We start from the raw sequence: 21,206 nt of genomic DNA on the forward strand, positions 1-21,206 counted from the left end.
CGTCCACGCCCTGACCGCCTCGCGGCCACCGGCCACGGACCGACCCTGCTGCCGCGCACCATGGCCGACGGCGTACCGGGCGCGGTCGCCGTGCCGCTGACCGAGCCTCGGATCGTGCACCGCACGGAACTTCTGTACGCCGGGGTCCCGCGGGGAGCGGCGGCGGAGCTGATCGAGCGGCTGGCCGGAGGGGACGTAGGGTGACGTGCCGTCGACGACAGGGTCTCAGTCTCACTCGTTCGTGGCTCGTCGCGCCCTGGTGCGCCGGGTAGTGCGCCTGGGAGAGCACCAGCCGGAGGCAATCCATGGAACAGACTGCGCTGCGCCCCAAGCCGATCCCGGGTCAGGAGCGGAGGAAGGGCGGCCCCAGCAGGCCCACGCGGCGCCCGCATGCCGCGCGGCGACGCGGCCGGCGCCTGCGAACCGGACTGTTCGGCCTGCTCGTCGGCACCGTCCTGGTCCTTTCCGGCGTCGGGCTCGGCACGTTCGGCGCCACCGTGATCGGCATGAGCAGACTCGCGGAGCTGCGGCACGAGGCACCGCCACCCGGCCTCTCCGGCCGGAGCGCGTCCTCCGGAGTCCGGAGCCCCGCCCCGGCGTGGCCCGCCGCCACCCTCGGCCTGGAGGTGATGGACGCGCGGAAGTCGGGCGCCCTGGTCGTCGGCGTCCACGTCCCCGGCCCGGGATACTCGGCGGGCCTGGTCCGCGGGGACGTACTCCTCCAGGTCGGCGGGGCCCGCGTCGACACGGCCGCCGACCTCGCCCGGGCGGTCGCCCACGCCCGCCCAGGAGCCCGGGTCACCCTCACCGTGCGCCACCGCGGCGGCTACCGGCAGCTGCGCGTGGTCCCGGGCCTGGTCACATGATCACCCCGCTCGCACATGTACGTGTGTTCGAATTCAGTGGGGTCGTCCTCCCGGCTCCGCCGAACTGACCCCGTAACCGGCTCGCGTCGCCCTCCGGGTCCGGGCAGGATGCTCCCGTGGCTCCTTGCCCTGAACGTTTCCGACGTCCACGGAGGTCCGCATGACCGGCAGTACGCTCGCGCCCTTCACCGCCGACGACTACAGGGCCCGCATGGAGCGCGCCGCGCGCGCCGCCGCCGACGCTGGGCTGGCCGGGCTGCTGGTGGCGCCGGGCCCTGACCTGGTGTGGCTGACCGGCTACACGCCGACCGCCGTCACCGAGCGCCTCACCGTGCTCGTCCTCACCCCCGGCCGGGACCCCGTGCTCGTCGTGCCGACGCTGGAGGCACCGGACGCGGAGAAGGCGGTCGGCGCCGACGCCCTGACCCTGCTGGACTGGACCGACGGCAAGGATCCCTACGCCGTCACCGCCGGCCTCCTCCCCGGCAGCGGCCGGCTCGGCGTCAGCGACAACGCCTGGGCCCTGCACCTGCTCGGCCTGCAGAGGACGCTGCCCGGCACCTCCTACGCGGCCCTCACCGACGCCCTGCCCATGCTGCGCGCCGTCAAGGACACGGCCGAGCTGGAGCTGCTGGCAGCGGCCGGGGCGGCCGCCGACGCGACGTTCGAGGAGATCCGCAAGGTCCCCTTCGCGGGCCGCCGGGAGTCCGAGGTCGGCCAGGACCTCGCCGACCTGCTGCGCCGGTTCGGACACTCCCAGGTCGACTTCACCATCGTCGGTTCCGGCCCGAACGGCGCGAACCCGCACCACGAGGTCGGCGACCGCGTCATCCGCCGCGGCGACATGGTCGTGCTCGACTTCGGCGGCCTCAAGGACGGCTACGGGTCCGACACCACCCGCACCGTCCACGTCGGCGAACCCACCGAGGAGGAGCGCAGGGTCCACGACGTCGTGCGCGCCGCCCAGGAGGCCGGCTTCCGCGCGGTGCGGCCCGGCGTCGCCTGCCAGGAGGTCGACCGGGCAGCCCGTGCGGTGATCTCCGACGCCGGGTACGGCGAGTACTTCATCCACCGCACCGGCCACGGCATCGGCGTCACCACGCACGAGCCGCCGTACATGATCGAGGGCGAGGAACAGCCCCTCGTGCCCGGGATGTGCTTCTCCGTCGAGCCGGGCGTCTACCTGCCCGGCCGCTTCGGTGTGCGTATCGAGGACATCGTCACGGTGACCGGGGACGGCGGCCGCCGCCTCAACGGCACCACCCGCGAGATGGTCATAGTGGACTGAGATGACACAGCGGGCATCCACCGACACCTCCCGGAACGACGACGGCGCGACCATGACCCAGGCACCGACACCCTCCGCGGACACCGTCCGCCGACTGGTCCGTTCGCTGCTCAAGGAGAGCAAGAAGAGCGCTGAGAGCGCTGAGAGCGCGGTGGGAACCTCCGGACCCGACGTGCGCCCCGTCGCGGAGAGCGGCGAGCACTCCAGCTGGTGGGTCGGCACCCGCCATGTGCTGCGCCTCGCCACCGACCGCGAGGCCGCCGCCCGCCAGCGCCGCGAACTGCGCCTGCGCGACCTGGTGCGCCCGTACCTGCCCCTCGCCGTCCCCACCAGCGTGGCGCACGGTGAGTGGGCGCCCGGCCTCACCTACACGCTGGACACCAAGGTGCCCGGCGGCACGGGCGAGGAGCACGACGTCTCCGCCGTCGGCGAGGCGGATCTGGCCGGGCTGCTCACCGGGCTGCGGGAGGTCCCCGTACGGCAGGCCGAGACGCTCGGCGTCCCGCGCACCGCCCCGCGCTCCCTCGAGGCGCTCCGCCGGATGGCCGTGCACGCGGCCGAACGCCTCGGCGCCGCGGACGAGCTCGATCCCGCCCGGATGTCCCAGCTGACCGCGCCCGCCGCGGCCCAGCTCGCCGCACAGCCGGGGACCTCGGTCCTGGTCCACCACGATCTCAGGGGCGAGCACCTCGTGGTCGGCGCCGACGGGCGGGTGCGCGGCATCCTGGACTGGACCGCCGCGACCGTCGGGGATCCCGCCGAGGACATCGCCTCCCTCGCCCTCGCCGTCGGATCGCCCGCCGCCGTCCGTGCCGCCACCCTCGCCGGATACGGCGCCCGCCCCTGCCTGCGCGGCCTGTGGCTCGCCCGCTGCGACACCGTCATCCGCCTCACCGACCGTCTCGACGGCCGCGACGGCTCCTCCCTCACGCTCCTGAGGACCCAGCTGAGACGCGCCTGGGAGGCGATCCTGCTGGAGCGGGTGACGGAGTTCAGGGAGGACGAGGAGCTCTAGAACCTGCCGTGCCCCGGCGCCGGGGTCACTCCTGGGTCAGTACCACGCACGACTCCCCGGGCACCTGCAGCAGACCGTCCGCTCCGGGCGCCTCGACGGGGTCCCACGCGGCGAGGACCTCGGCCGGGCGGGTGCCGAGCGGGATCGCCGCCTCCTCCTTGCCCAGGTTGACCACCACCCGGACGTCCCCGCGCCGGAAGGCGAGCCAGCGGGCCTGGGAGTCGTACGCCACCTTGGTGTCCGCGAGGTCGGGGTCGGTGAGGTCGGGCTGCTCGTGGCGCAGCGCGACGAGCCTGCGGTACCAGGCCAGCACGCGCGCGTGCGGCTCCCGCTCGGGCTCCGACCAGTCCAGACAGGAGCGGTCCCGGGTCGCCGGGTCCTGCGGGTCGGGCACGTCCTCCTCGGCCCAGCCGTGCGCCGCGAACTCCCGCCTCCTGCCCTGCCGTACGGCCTGGGCGAGTTCCGGATCGGTGTGGTCGGTGAAGAACTGCCAGGGCGTGCCGGCCGCCCACTCCTCGCCCATGAACAGCATCGGCGTGAACGGCGCGGTCAGGACGATCGTGGCGGCGCAGGCCAGCAGCCCGGGGGAGAGGGCGGCCGACAGGCGGTCGCCCTGGGCCCGGTTGCCGACCTGGTCGTGGGTCTGGCTGTAGCCGAGCAGCCGGTGCCCCGCCGTGCGCACCCGGTCCAGCGGGCGGCCGTGGTGCCGGCCCCGGAAGCTGGAGTAAGTACCGTCGTGGAAGTAGCCCCCCGTCAGCGTCCTGGCGAGGGCGGCGAAGGGATCACGCGCGAAGTCGGCGTAGTAGCCCTGGGACTCGCCGGTCAGCGCGGTGTGCAGGGCGTGGTGGAAGTCGTCGTTCCACTGCGCGTGCAGACCGAGACCGTTCTGCGCCCGCGGGGTGATGACCCGGGGGTCGTTGAGGTCCGACTCGCCGATGAGGAACAGCGGCCGGCCCACCTCGCTCGCCAGGTCGTCGACGGCCGCGGAGAGCTCCTCCAGGAAGTGGCACGCGCGTGTGTCGCGCAGCGCGTGCACCGCGTCCAGCCGGAGCCCGTCGATCCGGTAGTCGCGCAGCCAGGCCAGCGCGCTGCCGACGAAGTACGCGCGCACCTCGTCCGACCCGGGCGCGTCCAGGTTGACGGCCGCACCCCAGGGCGTGTGGTGCGTCTCCGTGAAGTACGGTCCGAACGCGGGCAGATGGTTGCCGGACGGCCCCAGGTGGTTGTGCACCACGTCGAGGACCACGCCGAGGCCGAGTTCGTGTGCCCGGTCGACGAACCGCTTCAGCGCCTCGGGCCCGCCGTACGGCTCGTGCACCGCCCACAGGGACACCCCCTCGTATCCCCACCCGTGCCGCCCGGGGAACGGGCACAGGGGCATCAACTCGACGTGGGTCACGCCCAGTCGGGAGAGGTGCTCCAGCCGCGCCGCCGCCGCGTCCAGGGTGCCCTCGCGGGTGTACGTGCCCACGTGCAGCTCGTACAGCACCGCACCGGGCAGCCCGCGTCCGGGCCCCGCCTCGGTACGCCACGCGTACCGCCCGTGGTCGACGACCGCGCTCGGCCCGTCCGGCCCCTCGGGCTGCCGGCGCGAACGCGGGTCGGGCAGCACCGGCCCGTCGTCCAGCGCGAATCCGTACCGCGAGCCGTCGCTCGCCTCCGCCTCACCGGTCCACCACCCGGCCCGGTCCCGGTCGCGCTCCAACGCGCGCGTGGCGCCGTCGCAATGGAGCGTCACACGGTCTGCCTGCGGTGCCCACACCTCGAACTGCACGGGACGGTTCCCCTTCGTCTGCTCACCGTGATGTAGCCCGTCCATCGTGCTGCAAAACGCGCTCGGCCCGCCTTCCGTGCCGGGCTTTCCGCGCGGGTGTCACCGGAAGTGCACGCGCGGCGGCCGTTTCCCCGTTTCCTGGACACCCTGGGTTCACTGACCGACAATCACCTGCGTGACGTCGTCCTTCGAGTTCTCCACGTTTCCCGCTCGGCTGTCCGACGCGGAGCGCGACAAGGCGCTGCGTGTGCTCCGCGACGGCGTCGCCATGGGCCGGCTGTCGCACGACACGTTCGTGCGCCGCATGGAACTCGCGCTCGCCGCCCGCCGTGCCGACGAGCTCGCCGTTCTCACCGCAGACCTGCCCAAGGACAACCGCCTGGCGCGCATGCTGTTCGGCACCGTCGAGGCCGTCTCCGGCTTCACCGTGCGGCTGCGCCGCGCCTGGCAGGCCGAACGACTGCCCAAACTGCTCCTGCCGCACCCCGACAGCACCCATCCGCTGCGCATAGGCCGTGACCCGGCCAGCGGCCTCAGGCTCAACCACGAGACCGTCTCCCGGGTACACGCCGAACTGCGCCGCCAGGGCGGCATGTGGGTCCTCAGGGACCTCGGTTCCACCAACGGCACCATGGTGAACGGACGGCGGGTGACCGGCGCGGCCGTCGTCCGCGAGGGCGACCAGGTCTCCTTCGGGCGGATGGCGTTCCGGCTCGCCGTCCAGTGAGACCGTTCCGGTACCGGCAGGCCGTCCGGCACCGTGGTGCACCGGATCCGGGTCGTACATCAGTACGAGCATCGAGTGCGTGTCATGCCGAGCGCCTGCCAACCGGTGAAGCACTGCACGCGCGGGGGTTCCCGTTCGGGTGAGTCGGGCTGGGGCGCGCAGGCCGCCGTGCCGATGCACCGGGCATGACGCACACCATCAAAGCGACAGCGGTAGGCGGAGCCCTGCTGGCGGCGGCGGCCCTCCTCGCCGCCGGCCCGGCAGCCGCCGCCCGGACACTGCCCGGCCCCACCCGTCAGGGCGACTGGCTCTACCTCAGCGTGACCCGGGGCGACGCCCGCTCCGGCGACACACGCGGCACCCTGCTGCTGTGCGAGCCGCCGCAGGGGCACCGCCGCGCGGCCGAGGCCTGCGCCGAACTCACGAACGCCAAGGGCGACATCCGCGCCATCCCGCAGAAGAAGAACACGTTCTGCCCGATGATCTACGCCCCGGTGACCGTGTACGCGAACGGCCAGTGGCACGGCCGGACCGTGGACTACCGGGAGACGTTCTCGAACGCCTGCCAGATGGGGGCGCGGACCGGGGCGGTGTTCGCGCTGGACGGCTGATGGGGTGACGGTCGACGGCGGCGTGCGGCCGTTCCCGGCCTCACGCCACCCGTTCGCGCGCGTGCAGCGCCGCCGCCAGCACCGTGCGGGACTGGTGCTCGACCTGGTGTTCCAGGGGTACCCAGCGGGCCCGGAAGCGCTCGGCGAACGCCTCGCACCAGGAGACGACGAGACGTTCCAGCCGGGGTGCCGCCCGGTCGTCCGCCTCCCGCAGCACCCGCAGCAGCATGGCGGCCGCCCGCAGCGGCAGCCGGCGGCCGAATGCGTCCACGCTGCCGACGTACGCCATCGTGCCGGCGGCGGGCGGTGTGCCCGCCCAGTCCGCGGCCAGGCCCGGTACCACCTCCAGGGCCCACCTCGCGGCCCGCAGCAGGGGCACGTCGGTGTCCTCCAGCCGGGGCAGAGCCTCGGCGAGCACCCGTTCCACCTCCAGCGCGTCCCGCAGCAGCCGACGCGCCAGCCGTCGCATCGCCGCCGCCGGCGCGGGGTGCGGCGCAGGGTCGTCCACCAGGTCACTGGCCCACATCGGCACCTCGACCACGGCCGTCAGACCGCCGTAGCGGTGGACGCGGAACCAGGTGCTGTGCCGCGCGTCGTCCGGCATGCTCGGGTAGGCGAGGCCCGAGCCCGGATCGGGCATCACGTGCACGCCGGGGCCGGAGGCGGGCCAGCCCGCCGCGTCCGAGGCGCCCGTCTCCACGGGGATGTGCAGCTGCGCCGCGGACTTGGCGAACGGCTCGGCGAGGCCGGGCACGTCCCTGGTCAGCTGCACCCAGCTGCCGCCCAGGTCGGTGCCGTGCAGTGTGACCTGCAGATAGGGGCGCAGTTCGTCGATCACCCCGGTCAGCGCCCGCGTCTCGGGCGGCAGCCGGTCCGGCGGCAGCACGGACGGCGACCACTCCGGCTGCTCCGGCTGGGCGGGCCGGTAGAAGCCGCGGTGGTAGTCGAGCAGGCTGCGCGGCGCCGGGGTGACGTGGAGGCTCGCCCCGTCCGGGTCGGCGCACAGCAGGAAGTGCCAGGAGGTGTCCGCTCTCAGCTCCCGTTCGTACACCACCCGCTCCGCCAGGGCGAGGAGTGTGGACCCGCCCGTCGGCTCGTTGGCGTGGGCGCCGGCCACCACGAGGACGGCCCGCGGCCGGTGCCCCACGGACAGCAGGTGCAACGGTCTGCCCGCCCGGGAGAGGCCCACCTGCCGCAGGGCACACACCCCGGGCTCGTCGGCGGCCAACGACCCGGCCGATGCGAGCAGTTCGGCGACACTGGGATAACGCGGCTCCGGCAAAGGACTCACCCCCGACTCGTCCAGCCCGGCTTCGCCCTCCCAGTGCCGCACGGCACAGGTGAGCTGTCAAGCGGATCGAGGGGAACCCTTGACGGGGCGCTCGGGGGCGTCCGCTCACCCCCTTGGCGACGGCGGCCGACGGTATCGTGCCGCCCCTGCGGCCCGGACGCGCTGGGCGTGCGGCCCCGACGCGGTGGCCGTGCGGCCCCGACGCGGTGGCCGTGCGGCTCAGGCCTCCCCGACGCGCTCCAGCAGCGCCACCGGCAGCGGCGTGAACAGCTCCGCCACATGCGCGTGACCCTCGAACCGCCGTTCGGGGTTCAGCGCGTCGGCCCATTGGCCCGGAGGCAGCGGCAGCCGGGTGTCGCCCCAGCCGCCCGTCTCCGCCAGCCGCAACGACATCCGGGTCACGGCGGTGACCACCTGACCGGAACGCGCGAACGCCAGGCAGTGGTCCGCGGCCGCGCCCTCCGCGGCCAGCGGCGCGTACGTCGCCGCGGCACCGAAGGCCTCCGGCCGCCGGGCGCGCAGCCGCAGCGCCGCCGCCGTCAGCGCACCCTTGTCCCCGGGATCCTCGGGCGGGAACCGCACCGGCCGCCGGTTGTCCGGGTCCACCAGCGCCCGGTACTCGCCCTCCGTCCCCTGGTAGAGGTCCGGCACCCCCGGCATCGTCAGATGGACCAGGGCGGTCCCCAGGACGTTGGCCCGGATGTGCGCCCCCAGGGAGTCCCGGAAGGAGGTCACCCGCTCGCCGGGCGCCCCGCACGGCCCGGCCGCCACGAACGCGGCCACCGCCTCCTCGTACGGCGGTTCCTGCTCCGTCCAGCTGGTGTAGAGCCCGGCCTCCCGGGCGTGCTTCAGCAACGCCTGCTGGACGCGCTCGGTGTCCGCCGGGCCGAGACCGAACACCGTCTGCCAGGCCGCCCAGGACAGCTGCCCGTCCGGCACGGCCGCGCCCCCCTCCGGGGCGAGTTCCGCGAGCAGGGCCGCCCAGCGCTGCGGGCACTCGGTGAGCACGGCCAGCGCCGCACGCACGTCGGCGCTGCGCTTGGTGTCGTGCGTGGACACCACGGTTCCGGTGGACGGCCAGTCACGCTGCACACGCGCGCAGTACGCGTGGAAGTCCTGCGGGGACACGCCCGGGCTGCCCGGCTCCCCGCCCACCTCGGTCGCCGACAGCAGCGGGACGTAGCGGTAGAAAGCCGTGTCCTCGACCGACTTGGCGCGCAGTGCCGACGCGGTCTGCGCGAACCGGGCACGGAACTCCGCGAGGGCCGGGTCCACCCCGGCCGGGCCGGTCAGCAGCTCGCGCACGATGTCGACCGCCTGGCCCTCCTCGGGCACGACGAAGGCCCGCCGGGCCTCCTCGGCGGCCTCCTCGGTGATGACGGCGGCCGCGTCCTGGGAGGCGTAGGGCCGGTACACCGGCAGCCGGACCAGCAGCTCCTCCAACGCGGTGCGCAGCGCCCAGGGAGCGCGGTCGCGCAGCGCCGGATCCGCCGAGTTCGCGCACAGCCGGCTCGCCACCCGGGTCAGCCGGTCCGTCTCGGCGGCCAGCTCGTGCGTGAGCACCTTGTACGCCGCCCGCCGCGCCGTGGCCGCCCAGACGCCGCCCCGGTCGGTCTGCGGAGCGGCGAACCGCCGGTACTCGGCGAGCAGGCCGGCCGCCCCCTCGGGGTCGGTGAACAGGCCGTCGACGTGCCTCAGGGCGTCGTACCCGGTGGTGCCGGCGACCGGCCAGGCGGCCGGCAGGTGCTCCCCGTCGGACAGGATCTTCTCGACGACCGTCCAGCGTCCGCCGGTCGCCTCGTGCAGCCGCCGCAGGTAGCCCTCGGGGTCGGCCAGTCCGTCCGGGTGGTCGATGCGCAGCCCGTCCACCACGCCCTCGTGCAGCAGCTGGAGGATCTTGCCGTGCGTGGCGTCGAACACCTCCGGGTCCTCCACCCGCACCCCGATGAGCTCCGAGATGCTGAAGAACCGCCGGTAGTTGAGCTCGGTGCGGGCCAGCCGCCACCACACCGGCCGGTACCACTGCTCGTCCAGCAGCCGGGGCAGCGGCAGGTCGGCGGTGCCCTCGCGGAGCGGGAAGGCGTGGTCGTGGTAGCGCAGCACATCGCCCTCGACCACCAGGTGGCCCAGTTCCTCGCCGACCGGACGCCCGAGCACCGGCAGCAGCAGCTGCCCGTCCTGGGCGTCCCAGTCGATGTCGAACCAGCGCGCGTACGGCGACTTGGGGCCCTCGCGCAGCACCTCCCACAGGGCGCGGTTGTGGCGCGGCGCCATGGCCATGTGGTTCGGCACGATGTCCACGACGAGGCCGAGGCCGTGCTCACGGGCGGTCGCCGACAGTGCCCGCAGCCCCTCCTCCCCGCCCAGCTCCTCGCGCACGCGCGCGTGGTCCACCACGTCGTACCCGTGGGCGGAGCCGGGGACCGCCTCCAGGACGGGGGACAGGTGCAGGTGCGAGACACCGAGCGACGCCAGGTACGGAACGGCCGCCGCCGCGGCCCCGAAGGGGAACTCGGGCTGAAGCTGGAGCCGGTAGGTGGCGGTCGGTACCGCGGGGCCGGGGCGCTCTGATGTCATGCAGACCTACGTACCCAGCCTGCCGCCTTTCGTGTCATCGGCCCCGCACCTGTCCACGCGCGCGTGACCGCTACTGGGCCGGCCGCCGCAGCACCGTCATGCTGCGGTCCGGCAGGGTGAGGCGGTCCCCGGCCTGGATCTTGGCGTCCGCGTCCGGGGGCGCCACGTCCGTGCGGGCGGTGTCGACCACCACCTGCCACTGCCGTCCGTGGTTGACCGGCACGACGAACTCCAGCGGCTCGGGCGAGGCGTTGAACATGAGCAGGAACGAGTCGTCGGTGATGCGCTCCCCGCGTGCGCCGGGCTCGGAGATCGCGTTGCCGTTGAGGAACACGGTCAGTGCCGAGGCCTGCGCCGAGTCCCAGTCGTGCTGGGTCATCTCCCGGCCGTCGGGGGTGAACCAGGCGATGTCGGACAGCTCGTCGTGGGTGCCCTCCACCGGCCGGCCGTGGAAGAAGCGCCGCCGCCGCAGGACCGGGTGCTCCCTGCGCAGCCACACCAGCGCGCGCGTGAAGTCCAGCAGCTCGCCGCCGCTCGCCTCGCCCTCGGGCCAGTCCACCCAGGACAGCTCGTTGTCCTGGCAGTAGGCGTTGTTGTTGCCCTGCTGGGTGCGGGCGAACTCGTCGCCGTGACTGATCATGGGCACGCCCTGGGACAGCATCAGCGTCGCGATGAAGTTCCGCATCTGCCGGGCCCGCAGCGCCAGTACGTCGGGGTCGTCGGTCTCACCCTCCACCCCGCAGTTCCACGACCGGTTGTGGCTCTCGCCGTCCCGGTTGTCCTCGCCGTTGGCGTCGTTGTGCTTGTCGTTGTAGGCCACGAGGTCGTGCAGGGTGAAGCCGTCGTGGCAGGTCACGAAGTTGATCGAGGCCAGCGGGCGCCGCCCGTCGTCCTGGTAGAGGTCCGAGGAGCCGGTCAGCCGGGAGGCGAACTCCGCGAGGGCGCGGGGCTCGCCCCGCCACAGGTCCCGTACCGTGTCGCGGTACTTGCCGTTCCACTCCGTCCACATCGGCGGGAAGTTCCCCACCTGGTAGCCGCCCTCGCCCACGTCCCACGGTTCGGCGATCAGCTTCACCTGGGAGACCACGGGGTCCTGCTGCACCAGGTCGAAGAACGACGACAGCCGGTCCACCTCGTGGAACTGCCGCGCCAGGGTCGCCGCGAGATCGAAGCGGAACCCGTCGACGTGCATCTCGGTCACCCAGTACCGCAGCGAGTCCATGATCAGCTGGAGCACGTGCGGGGACCTCATGAGCAGGGAGTTCCCGGTGCCGGTGGTGTCCATGTAGTAGCGGCGGTCGTCGGTCAGGCGGTAGTACGAGGGGTTGTCGATGCCCCGGAAGGACAGCGTCGGTCCCAGGTGGTTGCCCTCGGCGGTGTGGTTGTAGACCACGTCCAGGATCACCTCGATCCCGGCCTCGTGCAGCGCCCGGACCGCCGACTTGAACTCCAGGACCTGCTGACCGCGGTCGCCCCAGGAGGCGTACGCGTTGTGCGGGGCGAAGAAGCCGATCGTGTTGTAGCCCCAGTAGTTGTTCAGGCCCATGTCGACCAGGCGATGGTCGTTGACGAACTGGTGTACGGGCATCAGCTCCAGGGCCGTCACCCCGAGCTCGGTCAGATGTTCGATGATTGCCGGGTGGGCGAGCGCCGCGTACGTGCCCCGCAGTTCCTCCGGCAGGCCGGGGTGGCGCATGGTCAGGCCCTTCACATGGGCCTCGTAGATCACCGTGTGGTGGTACTCGGTACGCGGCCGCCGGTCGTCGCCCCAGTCGAAGTAGGGGTTGATCACCACCGACGTCATGGTGTGCGGCGCGGAGTCGAGGTCGTTGCGGCTGTCGGGGGAGCCGAAGTGGTAGCCGTAGACCTCCTCGCCCCACCGGATCGAGCCGCTGATCGCCTTCGCGTACGGGTCGAGCAGCAGCTTCGCCGAATTGCAGCGCAGCCCGCGCGCCGGGTCGTACGGTCCGTGCACCCGGAACCCGTACCGCTGCCCCGGCATCACGCCCGGCACGTATGCGTGCCGCACGAACGCGTCGCTCTCCCGTAGTTCGACCGCCGTCTCGGAGCCGTCGTCGTGCAGCAGACACAGCTCTACTCGGTTCGCGGCTTCGGTGAAGACCGCGAAGTTGGTCCCGGCGCCGTCGTACGTGGCGCCGAGCGGATATGCCTCTCCAGGCCAGACCTGCATGGATACGACTCTCCCAGGTGTGCCGCGTGGCCGGTGCCGCCTTGTGTGTCGAGTCTCCCGGAAAGTGATGGAACCACCTATGACTTACGTCCCTCTTACCGGCCGACCAGTGGATACGGCGACGTTTGTGAGCCGTATGCGCAAACAGTGGGGCAGAAAACGTACTCCCGTCGATCTGGGGGAGTAAGGGGAAGACGTGCGCGAGACAGTGCGCCGCCATCTGGGCAAGGTGGTGGCCGGCACGGCCATAGCGGTGGCCGGCACCGCCGTGATGGTCGCCGTCACCTTGCCGGGCACGGCGGGGGCGGACGAGTCGGGCGGGACGAGCGGCAGCGGCAGCCGGACCGCCCAGCAGTCGGGCCAGGGGCAGGGCCGGGCCGATGGCGCCGGCCGGCCGGGCGTGGTCCAGCAGGCCCCGGCCGAGGGCGAGAAGGGCACCGGCGGTGACCCGCTGACCGACGACGAGACGCAGCGGGCCGAGAAGATCGCCGCGGGCGGGCAGCTGCTCAGCTCGGGCAGGAACGTCGACGGGGGCCGTGGGCCGCAGCGTCTCACCGTGGACCTCGCCGACCCGGAGGCCGACGAGGCGGACGGTGCGAACGCACCGCGCCGGGCCGATGTGACGTTCTACGACTACCGGAACGACACCCTGGTGACCAAGACGGTCGATCTGGAAACCGGCAAGGTCGAGCAGAGCGGCACCCAGCACGGCGTCCAGCCGCCGCTGAGCCGGGCCGAGAACGTCGAGGCGGCCAGGCTGCTCATCGCCGATCCGCTGGGCGCCGGCCTCAAGGCGGACTACAAGGACGCCACCGGCAGGGAGCTCACCTCCCCGGACCAGCTGCTGTTCAACGGCGCGGTCTACCGGGCCACTCCGGGCGCCCAGCCCGCCGTGCTCGACAAGTGCGGCGAACACCGCTGCGTGCGGCTGTTCCCCAAGGTCAAGAACGGCCCGTGGATCGACGCCAGGTCGCTGATCATCGACCTGAGCGCCCGCAAGGTCGCCAAGCTCGACCGCGGCTGAGCCGCCCCCTCGGACACGTCGTCCGCCCCCTTTCGAACCCGCACCTCCTGCGAGGGAGTCACCCCTTCATGCACACGAACAGAGTCAGCCGCGCCCGCAAGCGGGCCGCCGTCGGCGTCACCGTGGCCGCGCTGGCCGCCGGCGCGACGGCCGGCGCGGGACCGGCCGTCGCACAGCCGAGGGCCACCACCGCGGCGGCGGCCGACTGCAGCGCCGCCTACAAGATCGAGCAGAAGCTCTCCAGCGGCACCACCTGGCGGATGTGCTGGCGCTACGACAGCAAGGCCGGCCTCGTCCTGGACGACGTCTCCTACCAGCCCAAGGGCGAGACCGAGCCGATCAAGGTCCTCAACAGCGCCCGGCTCGCCCAGATCGACGTCCCCTACGACGACGGCAGCGTCGAGTACGACGACCTGACCGGCTTCGGCTTCGCCCAGGGCCTGGTCAACCTGGCGCCCGGCGAGTGCCCCGGCGGCACGATCAAGACCATCAAGGTCCCCGACTCCTGGGACCCGCAGCACCCGAACGTCAACGGCCTGTGCACCACCACCCGGTCCCGCGGCCACGCCTACCGGATGCAGGGCGACACCGCGAACAAGGTCTTCCAGGCCCAGGGCAAGGACCTGCTCGTCTACACGGTCAACCAGGTCGGCTGGTACGAGTACATGACCGAGTGGCGCTTCCAGGACGACGGCACGGTCAACATGAACGTCGGCGCCACCGGCAGCCTCTCCTTCGACGACTACGACGCCGGCGACGGCCGCGGCTGGCCCATCGGCAAGGGCGCCAAGGCCTACGCCACCAGCCACAGCCACAACGTCTTCTGGCGCCTCGACTTCGGCCTCGACGGCTCCTCCAGGACGAAGATCGAGCAGTACGACTCCAAGGTCACCGCGCCGGCCCACGGCCAGGAGGCCCCGACCGCGAAGACCACCAGCACCAAGGTCACCAAGGAACTCGCGGGCGACGCCAAGGCGTACCGCTGGTGGCGGGTGGTCAGCGCCACCGGCAAGAACAAGGACGGCCACGCGCGCTCGTACGAGATCGTGCCGGGCCCCACCACGAAGTACCCGGGCCGCAGTTTCACCCAGCACGACGTGTACTTCACCGAGTACAACAAGTGCGAGCAGTTCGCCACCAACAACCCGGGCAACTGCCCGGCCGGCGCGGGCAGGTCGGTCGACAAGTGGGTCAACGGCCAGACGCTCACCCACCCCATCGTCTGGATGAACGTCGGCTTCCACCACATCGCCCGCGACGAGGACCAGCAGCCCATGCCGGTCCACTGGCAGGGATTCTCCATAGCCCCGCGCGACGTCACGGCCATGAACCCGCTCACTCCCGACGAGCTCGCGTGGCAGAACGGTCACTGGCGGCCGCGCAGTTGAGAATCGACCTGTCCATCCGGCTGCACCGCCGACCGCTTGCGGAGTACGCTTCCTTGATCGTTGGGATGGGGAGAGCTCGGGGGAGCGGAAGGCGGTGCACGGGTGGGCTCGGGAGGGCTGGAGCTGCCCCCTGGTGACGAGGGTCACGAGGGGAACTCCACGGACGTCCCGCCCGGCGTGGTGTCCCTGGCGCGGCCGATGGACGCGGCGGGTTCCATCGGGCCGGAACTGGACTGGGGCGCCGACGCCTGGCTCGAGGTGCGCACCCGCGCCCAGCGGGCCGGGCGGGCCTACATCTGGCTGAACCTCGTCGAACAGCGGCTGCGCGCCGTCGTGGCCGCCGTCCTGCGGCCCGTCTACGAACCCGTCCACGGCGACGAGTGGGTGGTCGCCGCGGCCGGCCCCGCCGGGCAGGAGTGGGTGCAGCGCGCGGTCGCCGTGCGCGAGGTCAGCCGGCGCAAGGGCTACCTGCTCGACCCGGCCGACGACAACGTCCTCAGCTTCCTCACGCTGCCCCAGCTGCGCGAGCTGATGGTGCAGCACTGGCCCTGCTTCGAGCCGTACTTCGACGAGCGCCGGGACGTCGAACTCGCCCTCGACGAACTCGAGGTCACCCGCAACGTCGTCTCCCGCAACCGGGCCCTGTCCGAGGCCGTGCTGAGCCAGGCCGAACGGGCCTCCGCACGGCTGCTGGAGATGCTCGGCGCGGGCGGCGACGTGCCGTCCGCGCGCCGGCTGCCCGTGGACGCGGTCGAGAGCCTGGTCGGCGACCGGTTCGCGGACGTGGTCGCCGTGCACCCCGACCGGGTACGGCTGATGCGCCAGTTCCCGGCCGAGGACCTCTTCGGCGGCGCCCGCCGGCTCGACGCCGTCGGCATCGGCCTCAACCTGCTCGTGCAGAACTTCTCCGGACGGCGGCTGGTGCGTCTGGCCGAGACCGGCTGCCGGGTCCGGCTGCTCTTCCTCAACCCGGCCTCCAGCGCCATGAAGCGGCGTGAGCGCGAACTCGGGATGAAACGGGGCGAACTGAGCCGCTCCGTCGAGATGAACATCCTGCACATGCGCCGGGTCCGCTCCCGGTTGCGCGATCCGGACGCCTTCGCCATCCAGGTCTACGACGAGACCCCGCGCTTCACCGCCTACCTCGTCGACGGCGACGGCGCCGACGGCATCGCCGTGGTGCAGTCCTACCTGCGCGGCGCCCGCGGAATGGAGTCACCCGTCCTGGTCCTGCGGGGCGGCAACCGGGTGGTCAGGTCGGGCGACGTGGGCGAAGGCGGGCTCTTCGCCACATACCGTGAGGAGTTCGAGCTGGCCTGGGTGGATTCGCGGCCGGTGTCCTGAACCGCCCCGGCGGCGGGTGGAACGCGGCCCTCGGATTGTCAGTGGTGCGTGCGAAGGTGGAGCCACTGAGAGATCAACGGGGGAACGCACCACCGAGAAGGGGGGCCGCCCATGGGCTGGCACCGGGAGCTGCTGATCGGCTTCGACCTGGAGACGACCGGGACGGATCCGCGCGAGGCGCGCATCGTCACGGCAGCCGTGATCGAGGTTCGGGCCGGGCGGCCCATGGGACGCCGGGAGTGGCTCGCCGACCCGGGCGTGGAGATTCCGGCCGACGCGGTGGCGGTGCACGGCATCAGCAACGAACGCGCGGCGGCCGAGGGAGCGCCGGCCGACCGGGTCGCCGACGCCGTCGCCGACGTCCTGACGGCCTACTGGAAGACAGGTGTGCCGGTCGTCGCCTACAACGCGGCCTTCGACCTCACCCTGCTCTCCGCGGAACTGCGGCGGTACGGCCTGCCCTCGCTCTCCGACCGCCTCGGCGGCCCGGACCCGGCCCCGGTGATCGACCCGTACACCATCGACCGCCGGGTGGACCGCTACCGGCGCGGCAAGCGCAACCTCGAAGCGGTCTGCGCGGAGTACGGTGTCGTGCTCGACACGGCCCACGACGCCACCGCCGACGCCCTCGCCGCGGCCCGGCTGGCCTCGGCGATAGCCGACCGCCACCCCAAGGTGGCCGCCCTCGGCCCGGCGGAGCTGCACCGCCGCCAGGTCGGGTGGTACGCCGAGTGGGCGGCGGACCTGCAGAACTTCCTGCGCGGCAAGGGGCAGACGGACGCGGTGGTGGACGGGACGTGGCCACTGCGAGAACTGACCCAGAGCAGCCCCGCGTAACCACCCGGCCGCCCAGCCGCCCGATCCGCGGGCAGTCGTGCCGCCTGGGGCGATGGGGGTCCCCCCGCTCGAGCGAAGCCGAGAGTGGGGGAGGGTGGGCGCGGCGGCACCTCGTAGCGCCGGGCTGCGCGGCTCCCCGGCCTCAGCACCAGCGCCGCAGCACCTGAAAGCACCGGTCCGCGCAGCCCTCTCAGAAAGAGAACCACCGCACCGTCTCGTCCCCCTCCCGCAGCGACGCCACCCGCCGCCGGAACTCCGCCAGCGCCTTCGGATTGCTCGGCGCGTGCTGCGCCACCCACGCACAGCTCGCCGTCTCCCGGGCGCCGCGCAGCACCCCGCAGCCGTCCCACTCCCGTACGTCCCAGCCGTAGGCGTCCGTGAAGGAGTCGTAGGCCTCGGCGGGCAGGCCGTAGCGGTCGCGGGTGAGAGCCATGACCACCAGGTCGTGCTCGCGCAGGTCGGCGGAGAAGGTCTCCAGGTCGACCAGGACGGGGCCGTCGGGCCCGACGTGGACATTGCGGGGCAGCGCGTCGCCGTGGATCGGCCCCGGTGGCAGATGAGGCGTCAGCGCGGCCGCGGCCGCCGCGAAGCCGTCCCGCCGCTCACGCAGGTACGCCGCGTCCGCCGGGTCGATCGCCTCGCCCGCGAGCCGCAGCCAGCGTTCCACACCGCCCAGCAGATCCCGGGGCGCCAGGACGAAGGAAGGAGAGGGCAGTGCGTGCACGATCCGCAGCAGCCCGGCCAGATCCCCCGGCTCGGCCGGCCGTACGGGCTCGGGCAGACGGTGCCACACGGTCACCGGGTGCCCGTCCACCAGCAACGCCTTCGGCTCGGCCGCCCGCACCGCCGGCACACCCGCCTGGGCCAGCCAGGCCGCGATGTCCAGCTCCCGCCGCGCCCGGTCCAGCAACTCGGCGTCGCGGCCCACCTTGACGACCAGGTCACCGGCGGCGAACACCGCGTTCTCGCCCAGGGCGAGCAGTCGCGCGTCCCGTGCCGGGCCCGGCAGCACCCCTGCCGCGGCCAGTACGTCCCGCGCCCGTGCCTCGTCCATCGTCCGCCTCCGTGTCCCGACCTGCCCGTTCCCGGTCCGACCAGTCTCCCATTCCCACAGGTCGGGCCCGGTGCGCGGTCCCTTGACGGAACCCCGCGCCTTTACAACCATGAACACGCCAACCGAGTCGCGCAAAGGGGCTGATTCCGTGGCATGGGTGGAGGCCGGACGGTCGCCGCGGCGCGCCTCCGATCGCGGCGCCTGGCTCCTCGTCCTGCCTGCCCTCATCCCCATCCTGGCCCTGAGCGCCGGGCCCCTGCTGTACGGCATCCTGCTGGCGTTCACCGACGCCCAGTCGGGCCGGACCACGCCCACGCGCTGGATCGGCGCACTCAACTTCCAGGACCTGCTGCACGACACGCTGTTCTGGGAGTCCTTCCGGATCGGGCTGGTGTGGGCGGTCGGGGTGACCGTTCCGCAGTTCCTGCTGGCGCTGGGCCTCGCCCTCCTCCTCAACCAGGACTTACGGCTGCGCCGGCTGGCCCGCGTCCTCGCCATCGTCCCGTGGGCCATGCCCGAGGTCGTGGTCGGCATCATGTGGCGGCTGGTCTACAACCCGGACGCCGGTATCCTCGACGAGACCCTGCGCGACCTGGGACTCGGCGACGGACGGGACTGGCTCGGCGGCCTCGGCAGCGCCCTGCCCGCCGTGATCGTCGTCGGTGTGTGGGCCGGGATGCCCCAGACGACGGTCGCCCTGCTGGCCGGGCTGCAGAACACCCCGCGCGAGCTGCAAGAGGCCGCGGCGGTGGACGGCGCGGGCGCCTGGCGCCGGTTCCGCACCGTCACCTGGCCCGCCATCAGACCGATCGCGCTCGCCATCACCGCGCTGAACCTCATCTGGAACTTCAACTCCTTCGCCCTGGTCTACGTGCTGACGGGCGGCGGCCCGGGCGGCAAGACCCGGCTGCCGATGCTGTTCGCCTACGAAGAGGCCTTCCGGTACGGCCAGTTCGGCTACGCGGCGGCGATGGGGTGTGCGATGGTGGCGGTGATCTCGGTGCTCCTCGCCGTCTTCCTGGTGGGCCGGCTGCGCGGGGGTGAGGACGCGTGAGGAACGGCAGGGCCCGGACCGGCGCCCGGGTGGGGCAGTACACCGCCCTGCTGGCCTATCTGGTCTTCCTCGCCTTTCCCCTGCTGTGGCTGCTGTCCACCGCGTTCAAGTCGCCACGGGAACTGGGCAGCGCACACCCCACCTGGATCCCCAGGGACGCCACCCTGGACAACTTCCGGCAGGCCTTCGACGAGCAGCCGCTGCTGCACGCCGGGCTCAACTCCCTGCTGGCGGCGGCCGGGGCCGCGGTGATCGCCGTACTGGTCGCCACGCCGCTGGCGTACGTCATGGCCCGCCGCCGCACGCTGCTGTCCAGGGCGGCGTCGGGATGGGTGGTGGTCAGCCAGGCGTTCCCGTTCGTCCTGGTGATCATTCCGCTGTTCCTGGTGCTGAAGCACCTGCGGCTGATCGACTCCCTGCCCGGCCTGGTGCTGGTGTACGTGGTGTGGGCGCTGCCCTTCGCGCTGTGGATGCTCACCGGATACGTCCGGGCCGTGCCGGCCGAGCTGGAGGAGGCCGCGGCGGTCGACGGAGCGGGGCGGGTCAGGACACTGGTGTCGGTGACGGCACCCCTGCTCGCGCCGGGGATCGTCGCCACGGGACTGTTCGCGTTCGTCACCGCGTGGAACGAGTTCTTCTTCGCCCTGGTGCTGCTGAAGACCCCGCGGAAGCAGACCCTGCCCGTCGTCCTCACCCACTTCATCGGTGCCGAGGGTGTCGCCGACCTCGGCCCGCTCGCGGCGGCCGCGTTCCTCGCCACGCTGCCCTCGCTGGTCGTCTTCGCCGTCGTCCAGCGGCGGATCACGGGCGGCATGCTCACCGGGGCGGTGAAGAGCTGATGCGCACGCCCCTCACCGTCGTCGTGGCCCTCCTCCTGCTGCTGGCGGGGTGCTCCCCGGGCGGCACGGACACCGGCGGCCGGATCACCCTGCGCTTCCAGTCACTCGCCTGGCAGCAGGAGTCCGTCGCCGCCAACAAGGAGCTGGTGAAGGAGTGGAACGCCACCCACCCGGGCGTCCGGGTCGAGTACGTCCAGGGCAGCTGGGACAGCGTCCACGACCAGCTGCTCACCTCCTTCGAGGGCGGCGAGGCCCCGGACGTCATCCACGACGCCTCGGACGACCTCGCGGACTTCGCCTACGGCGGTTACCTCGCCGACCTGACCGGCCTGCTGTCCGCCCGTCTGAAGTCCGGCATCCCCCGGCGCACCTGGGAGACGGCGACCTTCGGTGACGGGATCTACGGCGTGCCGTTCCTGCAGGAGCCCCGCGTGCTGATCGCCAACACGGCCTGGCTGGCCCGGGCGGGCGTGCGCATGCCCACCCCGGCCCGGCCCTGGAGCTGGGCCGAGTTCCGGCAGGTGACGAAACGGCTCAGCGGAGACGGGAAGTACGGCGTCGCCTGGCCGCTGAAGGAGCCCGTCTCCGCGACCCTCAACCTGTCGCTGTCGGCGGGCGGCCGGCTCTTCCACCGAGACGGTGCCGGCGGCGACGGCAAGGTGACCGTCCGCTTCGACGCCGCCGACCAGGTGGTGCCCCGCACCGTCCACGACCAGGTGAACGAGGACCACAGCGCGTCCGCCTCGACGCTGGGCAGCGGCGGCTCGGACACGCTGCCCGGATTCTTCGGTGGCAAGTACGCCATGGTTCCACTGGGCTTCTCCTACCGGCAGCAGATCGCCCAGCAGGCCCCGAAGGGCTTCGAGTGGACGGTGCTGCCCGCCCCGGCGGGCGCCGACGGACTCACCCAGGGCGTCAGCCCGCAGACCCTGTCCATCGCCGCCGACAGCCCGCACAAGAGGGAGGCCGCCGCGTTCGTCGACTTCCTGCTGCGGCCGAAGAACATGGTGCGGCTGGCCCTCGGGGACTGGATGCTGCCCACCGGCACCCGGGCTCTCGCCGACCCGGCCCTGCACACCACGAGGGACGGCTGGGCCACCGGTACCGCCCTCGCGGCCCACCTCAGCCCGGCGCCCGCCCAGTCCGTCCGCGGCTATCCCGAGTGGAAGGACAAGGTGGCGACCCCGGCCTTCCAGGAGTACTACAGCGGAGCGATCGGTCTCGCCGAACTGCGCCACCGGCTGGAGAAGGACGGCAACCTGGTGCTGGCCCGGTACCAGCGGTGAACGGGCACCGCCGGAGGCAGGCGGTCGTGTGCGTCGTCCG

The 21,206-nt window shown here is 72.8% G+C and carries 18 protein-coding genes; 13 read left to right on the top strand and 5 right to left on the bottom strand.

Features of this window, described 5'->3' with window-relative positions; translation table 11 throughout:
- Positions 1-60: 60 nt before the first annotated feature.
- From ACWC21_RS23335 to ACWC21_RS23350, 4 genes are all read left to right on the top strand, one after another.
- Positions 61-204 carry a hypothetical protein gene (locus ACWC21_RS23335; protein WP_450884728.1) on the top strand — a complete coding sequence of 48 codons (144 nt, stop codon included), beginning with the start codon at positions 61-63 and terminating at the stop codon, positions 202-204.
- Between the two features lie 101 nt (positions 205-305).
- Positions 306-866, top strand: a complete 561-nt coding sequence (locus tag ACWC21_RS23340; RefSeq protein WP_450884729.1) for a PDZ domain-containing protein — start codon at positions 306-308, stop codon at positions 864-866.
- Positions 867-1,026: 160 nt separating this feature from the next.
- The gene (locus tag ACWC21_RS23345; protein WP_450884730.1) at positions 1,027-2,154 is read left to right on the top strand and encodes an aminopeptidase P family protein; all 1,128 of its coding nucleotides are present in this window, start codon (positions 1,027-1,029) and stop codon (positions 2,152-2,154) included.
- A 52-nt stretch (positions 2,155-2,206) separates the two neighbouring features.
- The gene (locus ACWC21_RS23350; RefSeq protein ID WP_450884757.1) at positions 2,207-3,169 is read left to right on the top strand and encodes an aminoglycoside phosphotransferase family protein; all 963 of its coding nucleotides are present in this window, start codon (positions 2,207-2,209) and stop codon (positions 3,167-3,169) included.
- 25 nt (positions 3,170-3,194) lie between these two features.
- Here the strand turns inward: ACWC21_RS23350 and treZ are convergent, their stop codons facing one another.
- A complete protein-coding gene (treZ, locus tag ACWC21_RS23355) occupies positions 3,195-4,943 on the bottom strand; it encodes a malto-oligosyltrehalose trehalohydrolase (protein WP_450884731.1) in 1,749 nt (582 codons plus the stop codon).
- A gap of 175 nt (positions 4,944-5,118) precedes the next feature.
- On the opposite strand from treZ, the gene ACWC21_RS23360 reads away from it, so the two are divergent.
- Both ACWC21_RS23360 and ACWC21_RS23365 read left to right on the top strand, forming a co-directional pair.
- Positions 5,119-5,670: an FHA domain-containing protein gene (locus tag ACWC21_RS23360; protein ID WP_450884732.1), complete on the top strand. Its 552-nt coding sequence runs from the start codon at positions 5,119-5,121 to the stop codon at positions 5,668-5,670.
- Between the two features lie 185 nt (positions 5,671-5,855).
- Positions 5,856-6,281 (top strand): SSI family serine proteinase inhibitor, encoded by a 426-nt coding sequence (locus ACWC21_RS23365; RefSeq protein WP_450884733.1) that lies wholly within the window; start codon positions 5,856-5,858, stop codon positions 6,279-6,281.
- Between the two features lie 40 nt (positions 6,282-6,321).
- Here ACWC21_RS23365 and ACWC21_RS23370 read toward each other — a convergent pair whose 3' ends face one another.
- The 3 genes from ACWC21_RS23370 to glgX all read right to left on the bottom strand — a co-directional run bounded on the left by ACWC21_RS23370 (position 6,322) and on the right by glgX (position 12,340).
- On the bottom strand, positions 6,322-7,572 hold the full coding sequence (locus ACWC21_RS23370) for a M14 family zinc carboxypeptidase (RefSeq protein ID WP_450884734.1): 1,251 nt from the start codon (positions 7,570-7,572) through the stop codon (positions 6,322-6,324).
- A gap of 219 nt (positions 7,573-7,791) precedes the next feature.
- The gene (gene treY / locus ACWC21_RS23375; RefSeq protein WP_450884735.1) at positions 7,792-10,149 is read right to left on the bottom strand and encodes a malto-oligosyltrehalose synthase; all 2,358 of its coding nucleotides are present in this window, start codon (positions 10,147-10,149) and stop codon (positions 7,792-7,794) included.
- Positions 10,150-10,219: 70 nt separating this feature from the next.
- Entirely contained in the window at positions 10,220-12,340 is a 2,121-nt protein-coding gene (glgX, locus tag ACWC21_RS23380; RefSeq protein ID WP_450884736.1) for a glycogen debranching protein GlgX, read from the bottom strand.
- A 196-nt stretch (positions 12,341-12,536) separates the two neighbouring features.
- On the opposite strand from glgX, the gene ACWC21_RS23385 reads away from it, so the two are divergent.
- The 4 genes from ACWC21_RS23385 (at position 12,537) to ACWC21_RS23400 (ending at position 16,933) form a co-directional block, all read left to right on the top strand.
- On the top strand, positions 12,537-13,364 hold the full coding sequence (locus ACWC21_RS23385; protein ID WP_450884737.1) for a Tat pathway signal sequence domain protein: 828 nt from the start codon (positions 12,537-12,539) through the stop codon (positions 13,362-13,364).
- A gap of 68 nt (positions 13,365-13,432) precedes the next feature.
- Positions 13,433-14,752 (top strand): copper amine oxidase, encoded by a 1,320-nt coding sequence (locus ACWC21_RS23390; protein ID WP_450884738.1) that lies wholly within the window; start codon positions 13,433-13,435, stop codon positions 14,750-14,752.
- A gap of 102 nt (positions 14,753-14,854) precedes the next feature.
- On the top strand, positions 14,855-16,096 hold the full coding sequence (locus tag ACWC21_RS23395; RefSeq protein WP_450884739.1) for an SAV2148 family HEPN domain-containing protein: 1,242 nt from the start codon (positions 14,855-14,857) through the stop codon (positions 16,094-16,096).
- Between the two features lie 111 nt (positions 16,097-16,207).
- Positions 16,208-16,933 (top strand): exonuclease domain-containing protein, encoded by a 726-nt coding sequence (locus ACWC21_RS23400; RefSeq protein WP_450884740.1) that lies wholly within the window; start codon positions 16,208-16,210, stop codon positions 16,931-16,933.
- 190 nt (positions 16,934-17,123) lie between these two features.
- Here the strand turns inward: ACWC21_RS23400 and ACWC21_RS23405 are convergent, their stop codons facing one another.
- Entirely contained in the window at positions 17,124-17,987 is an 864-nt protein-coding gene (locus ACWC21_RS23405) for a phosphotransferase enzyme family protein (protein ID WP_450884741.1), read from the bottom strand.
- A 109-nt stretch (positions 17,988-18,096) separates the two neighbouring features.
- Here ACWC21_RS23405 and ACWC21_RS23410 point away from each other — a divergent pair, with 109 nt between their 5' ends.
- Genes ACWC21_RS23410 through ACWC21_RS23420 form a run of 3 tightly spaced genes read left to right on the top strand, consistent with a single transcriptional unit; the run spans position 18,097 to position 21,166 of the window.
- The gene (locus tag ACWC21_RS23410; RefSeq protein WP_450884742.1) at positions 18,097-19,041 is read left to right on the top strand and encodes a carbohydrate ABC transporter permease; all 945 of its coding nucleotides are present in this window, start codon (positions 18,097-18,099) and stop codon (positions 19,039-19,041) included.
- The gene (locus ACWC21_RS23415; RefSeq protein WP_450884743.1) at positions 19,038-19,880 is read left to right on the top strand and encodes a carbohydrate ABC transporter permease; all 843 of its coding nucleotides are present in this window, start codon (positions 19,038-19,040) and stop codon (positions 19,878-19,880) included. The genes ACWC21_RS23410 and ACWC21_RS23415 overlap by 4 nt, the downstream gene beginning before the upstream one ends.
- On the top strand, positions 19,880-21,166 hold the full coding sequence (locus ACWC21_RS23420) for an ABC transporter substrate-binding protein (protein ID WP_450884744.1): 1,287 nt from the start codon (positions 19,880-19,882) through the stop codon (positions 21,164-21,166). The genes ACWC21_RS23415 and ACWC21_RS23420 overlap by 1 nt, the downstream gene beginning before the upstream one ends.
- Positions 21,167-21,206: the final 40 nt, after the last annotated feature.

The sequence above is a fragment of the Streptomyces sp. NPDC001348 genome, assembly GCF_053597535.1.

What these genes read in the sequence shown, in the direction of transcription:
- ACWC21_RS23335 (WP_450884728.1), top strand. Translation starts at nt 61, where the DNA reads ATGGCCGACGGCGTACCGGGCGCGGTCGCCGTGCCGCTGACCGAGCCT.
- ACWC21_RS23340 (WP_450884729.1), top strand. Translation starts at nt 306, where the DNA reads ATGGAACAGACTGCGCTGCGCCCCAAGCCGATCCCGGGTCAGGAGCGG.
- ACWC21_RS23345 (WP_450884730.1), top strand. Translation starts at nt 1,027, where the DNA reads ATGACCGGCAGTACGCTCGCGCCCTTCACCGCCGACGACTACAGGGCC.
- ACWC21_RS23350 (WP_450884757.1), top strand. Translation starts at nt 2,207, where the DNA reads ATGACCCAGGCACCGACACCCTCCGCGGACACCGTCCGCCGACTGGTC.
- ACWC21_RS23365 (WP_450884733.1), top strand. Translation starts at nt 5,856, where the DNA reads ATGACGCACACCATCAAAGCGACAGCGGTAGGCGGAGCCCTGCTGGCG.
- treY (WP_450884735.1), bottom strand. Translation starts at nt 10,149, where the DNA reads ATGACATCAGAGCGCCCCGGCCCCGCGGTACCGACCGCCACCTACCGG.
- glgX (WP_450884736.1), bottom strand. Translation starts at nt 12,340, where the DNA reads ATGCAGGTCTGGCCTGGAGAGGCATATCCGCTCGGCGCCACGTACGAC.
- ACWC21_RS23390 (WP_450884738.1), top strand. Translation starts at nt 13,433, where the DNA reads ATGCACACGAACAGAGTCAGCCGCGCCCGCAAGCGGGCCGCCGTCGGC.
- ACWC21_RS23400 (WP_450884740.1), top strand. Translation starts at nt 16,208, where the DNA reads ATGGGCTGGCACCGGGAGCTGCTGATCGGCTTCGACCTGGAGACGACC.
- ACWC21_RS23405 (WP_450884741.1), bottom strand. Translation starts at nt 17,987, where the DNA reads ATGGACGAGGCACGGGCGCGGGACGTACTGGCCGCGGCAGGGGTGCTG.
- ACWC21_RS23410 (WP_450884742.1), top strand. Translation starts at nt 18,097, where the DNA reads ATGAACACGCCAACCGAGTCGCGCAAAGGGGCTGATTCCGTGGCATGG.
- ACWC21_RS23420 (WP_450884744.1), top strand. Translation starts at nt 19,880, where the DNA reads ATGCGCACGCCCCTCACCGTCGTCGTGGCCCTCCTCCTGCTGCTGGCG.